Source organism: Bacillus songklensis (assembly GCF_042649685.1).
GTDB classification, from domain to species: domain Bacteria; phylum Bacillota; class Bacilli; order Bacillales; family Bacillaceae_H; genus Bacillus_BA; species Bacillus_BA songklensis.
In genome coordinates this window covers 1-15,416 of the sequence record NZ_JBHRZT010000011.1, presented here as the reverse complement: position 1 = coordinate 15,416, position 15,416 = coordinate 1, and the positions used below count along the sequence as shown (strand labels likewise).

Here is a 15,416-nt window from a genome sequence, read left to right as displayed (position 1 = left end):
AACTACACATGGCAGGAACTTGAATGCATCATGTTAAATGTGATGACTGCACGTTTGCAACATACTGAACATGAGAATTAGGAAAATTGTTCGTAAAATTTAGATTATACGCATACTTAAATACTTAAGAGCATTCCTCCCTTAGCTCTGACAATCAACTTAAAAGTTGAAAAAGATGTCCCACTGCACTCTGATAAAACAATTTATTCTATTTTCAACGTGCTACCATCAATGATCTTTATATCCCACTACGTTCAGATAAAACCTACCCCAAAAACGCCTCAATCCCGCAGTACATCAACTGAATCCTAGTACCGCGTTACCCCTGTTTTGCAGTGAACCTCCAGTCTTGTTTCATAATCATTTTCAAAAATGGCATGAATCCCTTGTCAGGCAAGGCTTCCTGTTATTTTTTCCAAAAAACGATCCACTGCAATATGATAATCACCGTGTACGGGAATATCTTCTTATACTTATTAACATATCATGAAATTCCCATTAAAGAAACAACTCCTCAAAACTTATCTCGTCCCCACTATTTTTTTATGTGTCACTCTCATTATTTATTGTAAAATTCAACACTATAATTTTTTTGAAAATAGATGTATATAAATCTGAAAAACTGGCAAAGATGATAGCATATTCCCCCCTTTTATAGAAAAAGCATCTGCTTCCTTTCGGCAGATGCTAATTTTTTGACGAGTTTCTTCCTATTATATAGTTTTATTCTTGTAATACTTCTTCATACTCCCTGACAAGTTTATAAAAGGTTGTCTTTTTTAGGCCTATTTCCTGCATGGCCTTAACAGATGTCATCCCCCCTGCTTTCCATCGAGATGGTACACTTCTTTAATCTTATCTGTTGCCTGAGCTTTCAATCAGCCAAGAGCTGCTCCATTTTGCTGTGACCTTCTTTTTTATTTATCTTAATTTATTTGAAATTATATATCATCTCTATAAGGGTCGTTGATTACATTGTCCTTAAAGGTATACCTTTGTAAACGCAGTAAAGGAAACTATGAAACTCAATAAAATGAAGTTTGAAAAGGTATTAAAAAACATTAATAAACGTTTATATTTTTGACATATCTTTTTAAACAAAAGTAGTATAAGGCCCAGTACCGGCGTTCATGCAACCAGAGGCAAAGCTGTTTTTGGAAATTAAAAAATGTCGTTTATGGCAGTATATTTGTTGCATAAAAAATAAGCCAGTACATACAAGCTATGCATAAAATCTTGTATATATTGGCTTGTTAAAAATTACTTCATATTTCATTAAAGCACCCCTTTAGTTAAAGAAGGATTAAAGCCTCATTTCTCCAGTTAAATCCCCTATAAAGATAGTAGCAATAAAAGTTGCTACTATTGAAAGTAAAACCTTATAAAAAACGGATAGGTTTTATCCGTTTTTTATAAGGTTTAAAACAAGTATTATTATACGGAGTAAGAGTAAAAAGAAAAAAGAAACAGGCTGTCGGGAAACTCTCGACAGCCTGGGGTTAAGAAAATATTTGTTTTCCGCTAATTTTCTTTCCAAATGAAAGATTATCCCTTTAATGCTTCATAATGTCCTACAATCTCTTTGGCAAGCTCGCTTGATTCATCCAGGCCACACACTTCTTGAAGGACATATGGGACTCCATGTTCTTTGATCATGGCTTGCAGCTTTACTGCCTCTTCATCCTCCTTGTAATCAAATAGCAAGGCTGCGGCAATGGCCTTTGCAAGGTTGGTATAGGAAAGGCCTGCTTTTTGCGCTTGTGATGCTGGGCGCACGAGCCGGTCCTCTGGGCCAAGCTTCCTGATTGGTGAACGGCCGACTCTTGTTACACCATCATTTAAATGGGCATTGCGAAAACGGCTGATGATTTTATCAATATATTTCTGATGATCTTCCGGGTCCAGTTTGTATTGATTGATTAGGTAGGCGCCGGTCTCGCCCAGTGTCACCTTAACCTGTTTGTAAATATCCTCATCGGCTAGTGTTTGATCAATGGTTTCCTTGTTTGCAAGATAGCCGAAATAAGCAATGACGGCATGTCCCGTGTTTACGGTAAACAATTTTCTTTCAATAAAAGGAGCGAGTTCCGGGACAACTTTCATCCCGTCAACATGAGGAATTTCTTCAGTTGTTTCCACCACCCATTCATGGTAAGGCTCAACCAGAACATCAAGTGAACCTTGGTTGTTTTGAATTGGCACAATCCGGTCAACAGCTGAATTTAGAAATGCAACATTGGCCAGGACCTTTTTCTTTGTCTCTTCATCCAAGTTCTCCAGGATGTAGCCTTTTAGCAGATCTGTTGCCGAAATTTGGTTTTCGCAGGCAATGACATAAAGCTTTTCATTATTCTCCTCTACTCTTGCTGCCAAACCTTTGGCAATTAACGGCGCAATTCTCGGAAGGATGTTTGGTCCAATGGCCGTTGTCAAAAAAGATGCCTCCTTAATCGCTTCTACTACTTCATTTTCCTGTTTCAGATTATTCAGCCCTGAAACATTCTGAATTGTCATGGTTTCCTGTTCGTCTGTTGCAAGCTTGACTTTGTACTGTTTTTCCTCGTTTAATTGATCAATAATTTGATCGGCAATATCTACAAAAGTAACATGGTATCCAGACTGGGAAAAAAGTGCTCCAATAAATCCTCTGCCAATGTTCCCTGCTCCAAAATGTACTACTTGTTTCATCGAATCATTCCTTTATCCATTAATTTTAAAATTAGATTGAAGATACACTGCAAAAATAGATTCCAGCTTCCTATATATCAATTCCTCATTCGCTGAAGAAAAAACTAGAATAGCTTCATCGGTCTCAATGATGTTAGTGCTAATCAAACTTAATATCTCCTGCTCTCTTCTGCTTAATTCTGCGGGGGCCAGCATGAGCAGCAGGTTCTTCATCATCACATCGTTCCCGTCCATCCCCTTTACAAGGCAAGGGTTAGGCAAATGGGCAATCTGGAAAATAAGTTCACGGACATGCTCATTCCCGGCATGAAAAAGGGCTATATTCGTTTCGGGAATTCCCAGACCCCCCTTTTTTTCCCGCTCTCTTAGGGAAGTCAGTACTTCTGTTGAATTTGTCAGCAGATTCTCTTTCTCTGCCCTCATTAACATTTCTTCCAGAATCTGCTCCTGGCTTTCCCACTTATCCATCCGGTAAAAACGGAAATTATGGATAATAGCCTCAATACTTTGCTGAACATCTTTAAAGTCCCGAAGCAAATCGCTTAAGGCTATGTTTTTTTCAGCGGGGGGCGGTGATAAATCATTTTGCCCCATCTTTTGATATTGCTTGCCTTTTGTAAGGGTTTCTATATTATTCTGTAAAAAGCTCTTAATTGTCGTAATGTTTTCTTCACTCAAGAGCGGATTTACCAAGATATACTCTACATTCATAAAAGGCAGACGAACAGTGGAAATGATAATGTCATATGCTTTTAGGTCCACCCGCTCCGTTATATCCTTAATGGACTTGATCTCAATGGAATCAATCTCGGTTATTTCTTTTTTAATTCTGCTGGCCAGCATCTTGGATGTTCCAATGCCGGTTGGGCAGATCACCAATGCTTTAATCGACAAATTCTCTTCCTGTATCACTAAGGCAGACCCGAAATGCAGGACCATAAAAGCTATTTCGTCATCAGGAAAATGCTCGATGTCTTTAAATTCCTCTTCAACACTATTTTTTACAGCCATGAACAGAACAGGATACTTCCGTTTGATTTCCTCTTTAAGGGGATTAAATGAATCCATTTTCTGTTTGATACGGAACAAGGCTGGTTCCATATGGGCAAGCAGCCCCTGAAATAAAGAGAAGTCCCCTGTTAAATCCACATGGAGCTGGTCAGAAACGGACTGGATTACATTTTTTATCATCTGGGCGAGCACAATACTGTCATAAGGAACAGCCTCAGCTCCCCGAAGCTTTGTACCTTTAAGAATCAGTGCTAAATAAAGAATGTCTCTTTCTGAAAAGGCTACATCAAACTTATGTTCCAGCTCCCTGCCTATTTTCAGCATCAGATCATACTCAAGGGCAACTTCTCCCTTCGGCAGGTTTACGTTCTTTTCGATAAAATATTGAGCTTCTGTCCTCTGTAAAGTGATATAAATATGTAGAATGATTTCCAGATAACCGCTGTCTGCGAGACGGGCGGGTGTACTAGTAAATGCTGCATTAACCAAGGTGTTTACTTCCAGAAAATAGGAAGGAACAAAATAATGCAAAATCCTTTCTTCAGAAAGGCTCCCTTTTTCGAGCAAAAATAACTTTTCAATTAACTCCTCGTGAAAATATTGCAGAAAAAAGTGTGCCAGTGCTCTTCGTTTGTTAACTTCTGTGCCACTAAGCTCTACTCCGACCCCTCTTTTTCTTGTAAGCTGCAGCTGAAAGTTTCCCAGCCATTCGGCCAGCTCATCCAGGTAAATCGCTAATGTAGCTGAACTGACACCAAGATGACTTGCTAAAGCCTGGATTTTAAACAATTCTTCCCCCAATATAGCTAGCAGGAGACGAAGCTTTTTTTCCTGGGGCGGTTGATCAATTGGATCACTGCTTGCCAAATGCTGAATCAGCCGAAATATTTGCTCATTCTTCCCCTCAATGACTAGCCCTTGATCCATGTTGCGCGTCAGTAACAAACCAAACTTCTGGACAATCTTTTCCACTGCTTTTAAATCTCGTTGAATAGTTCTGGCACTTACATTTAGAGAAGACGCAATGGACAAAGCCGTATGTTTTCCCGATGTTTTTATAATTAGTTCAATAATAGTTTTTTCCCTCGAGGTAATATGCATGGTATCAACTCGTTCCTGAGTGAAATGACTAGAAAATAATGAATAGAAAAGTGCAGGAATACACTTTTCTATTCATAAAGTAAAATTTAATTTATTTCTTACCAATAATATCGATAATTTCCTGAGCTGTTTTTGCACCAGCCATTTTTTCGATATTTTCCATATCCGAACATGTTACTGCGATTCCGGACAGGATTTCAAGATGTGTGCCGTCTTTCCCGGCGATGCCGAAAATCAAACGTGCTTTCTGACCATCAAAATCAACGCCATTCGGAACCTGAAGGACTGTAAATCCTGATTTGATGACATCCTTTTTAGCTTCTTCCGTTCCATGCGGGATGGCGACATCATTTCCCATATAAGTAGAAGTCATATTATCCCGCTCAATCATCGCCTCAATATAGCTCTCATTTACATAACCCGCATTAACTAGGGCTCTTCCGGCAAAACGGATGGCCTCTTCCTTATTGGCAAACTCCTGGTTCAAAAAGATATTTTCTGGACGGAGCAAGTCGTCATCATGCGCCATTTCCTGATCCTGGTTATCAGTCCCATTTTCTTCTGCATCGTCAACAATTTCGTGAAGCTCAGAATTTGCCGGGAACTTCAACTCACTAATCAGCTTATCGTACTCCGGACTTGAAAGGAAGTTATCGACAGAAATGTGATAAGCGTTTGGCACTTTGTTCCGTGCTCTCGGAGTCAATTCCTCCTGCGTGATGACAATCTGGGCATCGGCTGGCAGATTGCTTATTGCTGTATTAGTAACAGAAATATCCATGCCAGCTTCCTTTACTTTTTTACGAAGAAGGGACGCACCCATGGCACTTGATCCCATTCCAGCATCGCAGGCAAAGATAATTTTTGTGACATTGTCAGGTATAGCTCCTTGATCTCCTGTAAATACATTTGATACAGAGCTTTTCTTACCTTTCATTTCCTGCATTTTTTTAGCAGCTGCTTCAATATCTTCTTCGCCCTGCTTCCCTGTTTTTAAAATAAGGGCAGAGACAATGAATGATACAGCTGCTGCCATCAACACACCAGCAAAGTTAGCAAGATAAGCACTCGCATGGTGAGGCGTTACCGCAGTGATTGCAATGATACTACCCGGTGATGACGGAGCGAATAATCCGCCCCCTAAAAGAACCAATGTAAATACGCCGCTCATTCCGCCAAGGATAACGGCAAGGAAAAGCATCGGCCGCATAAGGATATATGGGAAATAAATCTCATGAATACCGCCGAAAAAGTGAATGATGCCGGCACCAGGCGCTGACTTCTTTGCCGTGCCTTTACCAAAAAACATATAAGCAAGCAGGACACCGATTCCAGGTCCAGGATTCGCTTCAAGCAGGAACAAGATTGACTGTCCCTTTTCTTTTACCTGCTCGACACCGATTGGTGAAAGAACACCATGGTTGATGGCATTATTTAAGAATAACACTTTTGCTGGTTCGATCAGGATGCTTGTTAATGGCAGCAGACCAGCTCCAACTAACCGGTCAACCCCGGCTACAAGCCAGCCCGTGAACACGTCAACTGCAGGGCCAACCCCTAAGAAAGCAAGAACTGCAAGGATTGCGCCAAGTATCCCAGCAGAGAAATTGTTTACAAGCATTTCAAAACCAGCCCTGATTTTTCCTTCAATCAGCTGGTCAAATTTCTTAATTACAAAGCCGCCTAGCGGACCAATAACCATAGCCCCAAGAAACATTGGGATATCAGCACCTGCAATGACACCCATTGTTGCGATTGCGCCGACAACAGCCCCGCGTTGTTCATGGACCAGCTTACCTCCTGTATACCCTATCAAAATAGGAAGCAAGTAGGTCACCATGGGACCAACCATTTTGGCAAGGCTTTCATTTGGAATAAAGCCTGTCGGAATAAATAAAGCTGTAATTAAACCCCATGCAATAAATGCAGATATGTTTGGCATAACCATTGAACTAAGGAAATTACCAAACTTTTGTACAGCTACTTTTATATTAGATTGAGCCATATACCCTCTCTCCTTCAAAAATTTGTCCTTTAACATCCTATCTTACAAAATTAACGGTATCAATAAAGTTAAAGAACAACTTTGTCGCACACTTAGAGACAAAAGTATTTTTTCCTAAGATATGATTGCTTATACCCTGGCAGCAAGGTTGGTTAACCTATTATTTATGAACTAACCAATTGTCCTTAAAACCCCAACAATTCTATAAGAAAAATATTTTTGTCAAAACGTTGTTGGCATTTCTAAAAAAAATCGAATGCGTCCATAATGAAGCACATTCCATTCTTTAGAATCTATTTATTCAACCGTCACCATTTGGCAAGGTTGCGTAGTTTATCGACATCACAGCCCCGGTGTATAGCTGCGTAGTAAGCAAGTAGCTGTAATGGTACTATAGAGATGAGCGGTGTCAACAAATCATGTACTTCAGGCATAACGAAACTGTCATCGTCCATGTTAAGACCCTTCATTGAAATAATACATGTATCACTTCTTTAATAAGAGTAAATTTATTCATTTCCTTTCCCCTTAAAAGATGATTTTTTATCTAGAAACATTCACTATTCTTATTGAACCATCCTGCTTCGTTAGTACAAAAAGGAATGCTTATCAATTATGGATAAAAATTAGTGTCTATACAAATTTCTTAGGTTTAATAATTCATAATGGTTTTTAAACATACTGCCAAAACATGCATAAATTAATTGCCAGAAACAGGGCAAAGTAGATCTGAGAAATAATCGAGAGAATCCCTTTGTCCGATGGATGCTACTCAATGCCATTGTTCTTTTGCATCTTGCGATGCAAAGTCATGCGAGAAATACCAGCCTTCTCCGCAGCATCCGTGCGACTCATCCCTTGATCTATAAGATATAAAGCATAATTAACTTTTTCCTCGTCGGTTTTCGGTCTTCCAGGATGTTTCCCTCGTTTTCTTGCAGCCTGAATCCCTTCCTTTGTCCGTTCAGAAGTTAAATCTCTTTCAAATTGAGCAATACCCGCAAAGATAGTAAACAACATTTTTCCATGTGCTGTTGTTGTATCTAGCCAAGACTCTTTTAAACTCTTTAGATGTGCCCCCTTTTTGGAAATGAGTTCAGTAATTTCAATAAGATCCTTTGTGGAACGAGATAAGCGAATCAAATCCGTTACTACAACCGTATCCTCTGGACGAAGAAATTCTAGCATCCGGTTCAGTTCTGGCCGTTCCCGTTTTGTCCCTGTCACCTTTTCAAAAAAGATACGTTCACATCCAAATTCTTCTAATCGCTTCCTTTGTCGGTCCAGATTCTGGTCGATTGTAGAAACACGCATGTAACCAAATTTCATATGTATCCTCTCCTCTGTACATTATTGTATCAAAAACATCATGAATTTAATATTGTTACAAATAATATTGTTACATATTTTTGTTACGTAAATTATGCGAGATTGATAGTCTAACATAATTAACGGAATTACCGTAACAGAAACGTTCGTTTTTATTACAATCAGAACGAAAAGCTACCTTACTGAAAGTAATAATGTTTATGACATTTTTTATGTACTATTTGACCAAGAATGTATATCTCTTCTTTAAACAATCTTCCTCCACAATCGGGCCATTTAATTGCATAAGAGGTTACACAAAATACCAATTTTTTATACAGCCATCTGGTGCGTTTGAGCGCATGTAAACATTGATTTGTCAACGATATATAAATACCTGCATAAACAATAAATTGTACCAAGTTGAATCCTCTTGGTGCCCAAGGGTAGCTGTGATGAGGAACTTCTGTTAGGGTGAATTATGTTAACTATTTGTATAGAGTATGCATCTCGTAATCTTAGAAAAGCAGGAATATCGATGGGAACAACCGAATAAAAGATAAGCAAGATTTATCACTTGTAAGTGAAGAAAGGTAATGGGGGATGTTGAAATGATTCGCGAAATTTTAGTTTCAGATGCTGAAAAATTTTTAGCTTTAAATAAGAAACTTGATATTGAAACGAAATACATGCTTTATGAAGAAGATGAGCGTAATATCACAGTTGAAGAGCAAGCTAAAATCATTGAGTCTTTCTTAAATGCATCTAACTCCACTATCTTGGTAGCTGAGCAAGAGGGAAAGTTAGTTGGACATATAGCAGTGGTTGGCGGTAAGTTCAATCGCATTAAACACAGGGCTCACATAGTTGTGGGAATACTTCAAGATTACTGCAATCAAGGAATAGGAACGCAGCTCTTTCAAAAGATGGAGGATTGGGCTAAATGCCATCATTTAAAGCGATTAGAACTGACTGTGATGACTCATAACGATCGAGCCGTTTCCCTTTATAAGAAGGTGGGATTTGAAATTGAGGGAATAAGGAAATGCTCTCTAATCGTTGATGGCCAGCCAATTGATGAGTACAGTATGGGTAAAGTTTTATAGCGTACATTTACTTCCTAAAACGTGCGTTATGGTGACTAACCTTTAAAAGAACATTTATCATGTAAAAATAAGAAAAGTCATGTCAACATCATATCGACAGTATAGCGGACACAAGGGGAACATTCTAGTCTAAAATCAGTGGACACGAGGTCGACATCTAGCCCCTTTTCATGATATCACGGTTTCATTGAGCTTTGCCTAGCATATCACAGTAAGTGATATCAAAAACTCCTTATACTCTCCTATGTCAATAAAAAAGGGTTAGGTACCGTTTTAGGTACCCAACCCACTTTTTTATTCTTCTTTTCTGCCTTATACATTAGTTAGACTTTAGTTTATCCGCTTATCTCCTTTCATTTATCTAAATTCATGGATTCTTTATTCTCCACAATTGTTATATTTCTAAGAGGATAGTAAAAAATAAGAATCCTTACAAGTGCAATTATTAGGATTGTTAAACACGTCCATGTAACACCGAATTTATTAAGCAAACTCCAAGATAGAGGCATAAAAATGAGAGTTCCAATGTCGTACATTCCAATCATTAAACCATTGACAGAACCTTTTTCCTGTCCTTCTGAGGATTTGAAAGCTTGGAAAGATAACATATTGTTTATGATAGGATTGCCCAGAGTCAACAGAGTAAAGCCAATGATATAAATGAATGGGTTAGGGGATATCGTCATAAGGAAAATTCCTCCAACAATTAAGCTAACGCTTAATAATAATAAAACTGTATTGGACAAATCAGTCATTTTATACCTTGAAATAGCAAAATTGGAAGTAACGGCTCCAATGCCTGCTACTAACCAGAACAAGGATAAATTAGTATCCGATATATTATAGATATCTTTCAAAATAAAGATAGATAAACTTGTTATTACTGGAGTTATCATGCCACCTAGAGCAGCGACTATTAGATATTTATTGATTAGGCCGTTAGATAAAATGTTACGATATCTAAATAAAAAGTCATTGACTGTTCCTTGTCTACTACTGCCTTTTAATGAAGTATAACTTATTAATTTAACTAGATAGAAGCTAATCAAAAATGTTAAAGCATCTAATATTAAGGCATGGGTACCTAATAATCCAAATATTAGAGGTCCTAAAGTAAAACCAAGAGTTTTAGTAGTCATAACATAGGTATTTAATTTTCCTATTTTTTGAACTAAATTTTGTTTTTCATTAATTTGCTTGTACCATGTATCTTCTGCAAGATAAGCTAATGCCCCTAAGGATTGTGAAATTATCATAAATGGAAATAATAGAAAAAATAAATGGTTTAATATTACAAGGTAGATAAGTATCATGAGAAAGAAATTACTTAGAAGACACAGCTTAAGAATAAGTTTTTTTGAGAGTTTATCAATTATACTACCACCAAATATTGTGACTAAAATGCGTGAAATTGTCTCTGTATAATATAGAACCCCCGTAAATATGTAGGAACCTGTTAGTTCCAGTGCTAAGATAGGTAGTCCCGTCCATGTAATAGCATTTCCCAAATTGTTTAATGTACTAGTAATTATCATTAAATCTTCTGATTGATTTCTTTTCATGATGATACTCCTTCTTATTGAAATAGCCAGGGATATCCCTGGCTACCTCAATTACATAGATTAATAGTCATTAATTAGTTACTAGAACTTGTTACTTAACAGCTTTTAAAGGAGCACCGTAACAAGTTTTTAGATCTTCTTTAGCAGCTTTTAAGGGAGCACCGTAACAAGTTTTTAGATCTTCTTTAGCAGCTTTTAAAGGAGCACCATAGCAAGTTTTTAGATCTTCTTTAGTAGCTTTTAAAGGAGCACCATAGCAAGTTTTTAGATCTTCCTGGTATGATTTATTCTTGATCTCATAATATGATTTTATTTCTTGTGCAATTTCAACTTCATAAAAGTTTTGGTCAAATTCTTTGTTCCATAAATTTGTAGTCTCATCATACATGTCAATTAAAACTTCGTATTCCCCTTCTTCTTTTCCAAACCCTGCATTGTGGTCTAAGATAGTCCCAAAATAAACCATACAGTCGTTATAGTAGTTACGTGGATGTAACATATGCAAATGCCACATCTCATCTACCTCGTATGTTGGAGTGATAGGCTTATCAGGGTAAGTCTTACATAAGTATAAGAACTTAAGATACTTGTCTTGAATTTCTTCTAAGACTTTAACGTCCAGGTTACTGAGAAATCCATCGCTCCTTTTAGCAGCATCAACTAGGTCTACACTAAGGCTTGGAAATTCCTTTTCTTTTTTCAATTATATACCCCTCCTATTCATTAATACCTTACTAATCGGAATAGTTAGTTAAAACCATTCCATCATATTTAATTCGAAAAAAACTTTTCAATTACCTCCGTTTATTTATAAAATAGTAAAAAATATACATTTTTGTAGTTTTATAACAATCAATCTTTTGTTTGGTGTATATTTAAAATTAGAGAAAAATTTTCTCTATTAATAGTTTACACAACTAGGATGTTGAACAGGTTCTCTGAAAAGCTGCATATTTTCATAAAATAACTTTATTGATGGTTTAATAAGGGGGAGTTATAGTGTCAAATATTATGATCAACAAGGTATGCAACTTAGATTGCCCATATTGTTTCGCTAACGATTATGTTAATGTACATGATAACAACCTTAGGGTTTCCTCCAACATGACTATAGAAAATTACCAAAAATCTTTGGAATTTGCTCTTAAAATAGGGACATCTCGGATAGGGATATTAGGAGGAGAGCCTACTTTACACCCCGAATTTAAGGAAATTCTAAAAATCACTAAACAAAAAGACCTTCCAATAATGCTTTTTACAAACGGCGTTTATATAGATAAATATTACGATATTATAGAGGGACAGAATGTTAACCTTTTAATTAATTGCAATTCAGAAAAAATCATGGGAAAAAAGCAATTTAAAAGGATGTACGATAATATAACTTATATGGTGAAAGAAAATATTAAGCAGCCAGCTTTGCCTCCTTACTTGAGTTCAGTTAATGAGATTGGAACAGTAACTTTAGGTTTAAATATGTACGAGCCTGGATTTGAATACGAACACATCATTGATTTGGTTAAAGAGACAGGCATTAAAAAAATTAGAACTAGTATCGCTGTTCCTAACACGGAAGAAAAAACAGATAGTGCAACTAAAGAATATTTTTATAGTGTCAAGCCAACTATGATAGAATTCTTTTTAAGGTTAAAAGAGTTAGGCGCAGTTCCAATTTTCGACTGTAATAAGATTCCTTTATGTGTACTGACTCCTGAAGAAGTTACACTTTTGGATTCTTTTAACCTTTATGAAGATAGTTGTGGAAACTGTAAACGTATAACAAATACCAACTTACTTGATGGCTCAAATTGTAGTCCTGTTATAGACATACTCCCAGACTTATCAATCTTGCGATGTTTTGGACTTTCTGGTAAGTTTGTCAAGAAAATTGATGATTTTAAAGAACCTTTAGAGGTCATTGACTACTATTATCAAAAGTTCGACAGCATGGCTTATACTATCCCTACCTTTGAAGATTGTATAGATTGTCCGGCAGCTTTAAAGAGAAAATGCATGGGTGGTTGCCTAGCTTTTAAAATGTCCAAGTATGACAAAGTCCATGAAATAATTACAAATTGATGCACAAAACATTCATGATGTTATAAATTGGGGTCTGTGTAGCAGTCGAACCAAAAACCGGAATAAGCATTAGCGGACGTTTTTTGATAACATGGTTACTCGACCTTTTATTTAAGTCTTACTATTGTTTTATGTCCGCTAAGGTATAGGATAGTGGCGAGAGAAATAATGTCCACTAATACCTTGATACGTGATTTGTCCCCGTTGCTACACAGACCCCATAATAGCTGTGGTGACCTTCAATAAAACCAGCCAATTAGTTATTCAATTATAGGGCGCGTTTGCTGAACAATGAGCAGTCACTTTTTAACTAGGCGAATCCGAATAGTTCTATAAATGATTGGATGTAAATAATTAAGAAACCCAGCTAATCTTCTCATGTGAAGATAGCTGGGTTTTTAAAGTTGGATGTGCAAAATAACACTTAAAATATACGCAAATTATCGGTCAAAGTGACACCCATTCTGTCAAAAAACGTTCGTAAACGTGGTTAAAAAATGACGGACGTTTGTAAACGATTTTTAAACTTAAACGAACGAAAAAAACAGCCCTTTTCGGGCTAAAATAACCCGTTCGTAAAAGTATACTTTTACGAACGCTATGAATGTAAATTGGGCATCTAAAAAGCAACATAATGTTTATTACATTGGTAGATTAAATTTTTATTTAGTTATTCTGGAACTAATGCTCCTATTAGCTTAATAAGATTTATTCAATTTCCAATAAGTTTTTGTTCCATTACTCTTTATTATTGCATTACGAGGTATTTGGAATAATATTAGGAGGAAATTAAGTATATCTACCGACGATGCCATAGAGTTTACTAATATTAAAAACTTCATTAAGGGAGTTAATAATCCAAAAGCAGCTAGTGTTATGGGCATTATTATTGAAATTATAACAAAAGGAGCAATAGTGATCATAATATATCTTGATTTTGATAATTCATCTTCGGTATACACGTAGCCCCCAAATAGCGTTAATCCTATAAATGTATTTTTTGATTGAGAAAAGTTCGGAATAAATAATAAATGTAATAGTTCGTGAACAATTAATAGTAAGATAAACCAAATAATAAAGCCTAAATGTATTGTGATGGATATTGATTGTGATGTAACTCCAAAGTCCTTTATAGAAAAATTAGAGAAAATATTAATTATTCCTATTGTAATTAAAGCATTTATTATCATTAAGGGCGTTGACATCATAATAGTAGCTCCAATAGTTTTTGGTTCTTTAATTTGTACCCATCCATTATTGATTAACCCAATGTGTTTTTGTTCATTGACCGTAGGCGTTTTATTAATTATTTTAATACGTAATTCCCTCCTCGAACTCTTTTCAATAACACTTTAACAGAATAATCTCTAGTATAGTTATATAGTTAACAAACCTTCTTTATTACAGGGTTTAATTTCATTTTTCTATTTCAATTAAGCTTCCCCGTTGGCTCAATAAAAAAGGGATTGTCGCAGTAAACCCGTTCTTAAACTCAATCCCCCATTAGCTGAAGAACAACGACCCTAAAAAACCCTCTCTTGAAACAAGAGAGGGTTACATAAGTTATCTAGTTCTGCTGCAAAAAGACTCAGACAGCTAAACCGCTATGAATATTCCCAATTCAATGGGCAATTTTTATTCGGAATAAAAAATTCGGTACTATCCTTATATTTTTATTTATATTTTGACAAAATTTGAGGTTTGCATCTGAACCAATGATTTGGAATGACTTATGGAACAAACTGTTAGTGCATTTTGCTTTTTTAGTTCTAAATTATATCTTATCAAGCGAAAAAGATTTGACAAAGCGCAATAATACAATGACTCTATCAAATGCGAATAATTTCAAAGAGCATTATTATGTTTTTTATCATTAGATATTTTATTTCTTCTGAACCTAAGCCCCACCATATAAATTAAAGGAGCTCCAACAATGGTAGGTAGAAACCAAAACCATAGTTTTGGAAGCAGGTTAAATAGAGGAATCATATCCCCTACATTAACTAAGAGGGCTGTTACAGCACCGATATAAGAACCTAGCATACCTCTAATGTGATGATGCATCCAATTTTTCCAACGTCTTTTACATGCAAGGTAACCATAAATCGCAAATGAGTAAGAAAAAAGGGCCACATAAAACAAATAGGCGATTTCTTCCCATCGCAAAATTGACAGGATGATTGCGGTAATAAATATTACAACGTAAGATGCATGGTAAAGTTCACCCCATTTTGTATGAGTACCCTTTCTCTTTTTGGCGAACATAGATATTGCACCCGAAAATAGGCATATTATTCCGAATATGATATGAATAATTAATAGTATTTGGAAAACATTCAAAGCAATCCCCCCCTTTTGTTTCATTACAATATATACCATCTATATATTCAAAGAAGATGTAAAAAATCCTTGATAGTTGTATTGCTTATGTTTTATAAACCTAGTTCACAGAATGAGGTTCTGGTGCAAAAATTTCAGCTGACTTGAAACTAATCTCTAAATCTTGGACATACTAATACTATCAATCTAGAAAAGGGATGGTATTCAGTATGGAAA

General features: G+C 36.3%; 10 protein-coding genes and 1 pseudogene. 2 read left to right on the top strand and 9 right to left on the bottom strand.

All coding sequences use genetic code 11. From position 1 onward, the window contains the following. Positions 1–1,545: 1,545 nt before the first annotated feature. From ACFOU2_RS02095 to ACFOU2_RS02075, 5 genes and pseudogenes are all read right to left on the bottom strand, one after another. Positions 1,546–2,688, bottom strand: coding sequence for a mannitol-1-phosphate 5-dehydrogenase (locus ACFOU2_RS02095; RefSeq protein WP_377911817.1), 1,143 nt, complete (start codon positions 2,686–2,688; stop codon positions 1,546–1,548). A 12-nt stretch (positions 2,689–2,700) separates the two neighbouring features. Next, positions 2,701–4,800 carry a BglG family transcription antiterminator gene (locus ACFOU2_RS02090; protein WP_377911815.1) on the bottom strand — a complete coding sequence of 700 codons (2,100 nt, stop codon included), beginning with the start codon at positions 4,798–4,800 and terminating at the stop codon, positions 2,701–2,703. Positions 4,801–4,891: 91 nt separating this feature from the next. Further along, a complete protein-coding gene (locus tag ACFOU2_RS02085; protein WP_377911813.1) occupies positions 4,892–6,805 on the bottom strand; it encodes a PTS mannitol transporter subunit IICBA in 1,914 nt (637 codons plus the stop codon). 308 nt (positions 6,806–7,113) lie between these two features. After that, positions 7,114–7,287: pseudogene (locus tag ACFOU2_RS02080) on the bottom strand (hypothetical protein); the annotation flags it as partial. A 286-nt stretch (positions 7,288–7,573) separates the two neighbouring features. Beyond that, the gene (locus ACFOU2_RS02075) at positions 7,574–8,134 is read right to left on the bottom strand and encodes a recombinase family protein (RefSeq protein WP_377911811.1); all 561 of its coding nucleotides are present in this window, start codon (positions 8,132–8,134) and stop codon (positions 7,574–7,576) included. A gap of 590 nt (positions 8,135–8,724) precedes the next feature. Between ACFOU2_RS02075 and ACFOU2_RS02070 the strand changes: the two genes are divergently transcribed. Further along, positions 8,725–9,219, top strand: a complete 495-nt coding sequence (locus ACFOU2_RS02070; RefSeq protein ID WP_377911809.1) for a GNAT family N-acetyltransferase — start codon at positions 8,725–8,727, stop codon at positions 9,217–9,219. A gap of 353 nt (positions 9,220–9,572) precedes the next feature. Here ACFOU2_RS02070 and ACFOU2_RS02065 read toward each other — a convergent pair whose 3' ends face one another. Further along, entirely contained in the window at positions 9,573–10,781 is a 1,209-nt protein-coding gene (locus tag ACFOU2_RS02065; RefSeq protein ID WP_377911807.1) for an MFS transporter, read from the bottom strand. 91 nt (positions 10,782–10,872) lie between these two features. Next, positions 10,873–11,484 carry a glycine-rich domain-containing protein gene (locus ACFOU2_RS02060; protein WP_377911805.1) on the bottom strand — a complete coding sequence of 204 codons (612 nt, stop codon included), beginning with the start codon at positions 11,482–11,484 and terminating at the stop codon, positions 10,873–10,875. 296 nt (positions 11,485–11,780) lie between these two features. Between ACFOU2_RS02060 and ACFOU2_RS02055 the strand changes: the two genes are divergently transcribed. After that, positions 11,781–12,860, top strand: a complete 1,080-nt coding sequence (locus ACFOU2_RS02055; protein ID WP_377911803.1) for a radical SAM protein — start codon at positions 11,781–11,783, stop codon at positions 12,858–12,860. A 698-nt stretch (positions 12,861–13,558) separates the two neighbouring features. Here the strand turns inward: ACFOU2_RS02055 and ACFOU2_RS02050 are convergent. Both ACFOU2_RS02050 and ACFOU2_RS02045 read right to left on the bottom strand, forming a co-directional pair. Continuing rightward, positions 13,559–14,050 carry a DUF3267 domain-containing protein gene (locus ACFOU2_RS02050; RefSeq protein WP_377911821.1) on the bottom strand — a complete coding sequence of 164 codons (492 nt, stop codon included), beginning with the start codon at positions 14,048–14,050 and terminating at the stop codon, positions 13,559–13,561. Between the two features lie 655 nt (positions 14,051–14,705). After that, positions 14,706–15,200, bottom strand: a complete 495-nt coding sequence (locus tag ACFOU2_RS02045; protein ID WP_377911819.1) for a DUF2306 domain-containing protein — start codon at positions 15,198–15,200, stop codon at positions 14,706–14,708. Positions 15,201–15,416 lie beyond the last annotated feature (216 nt).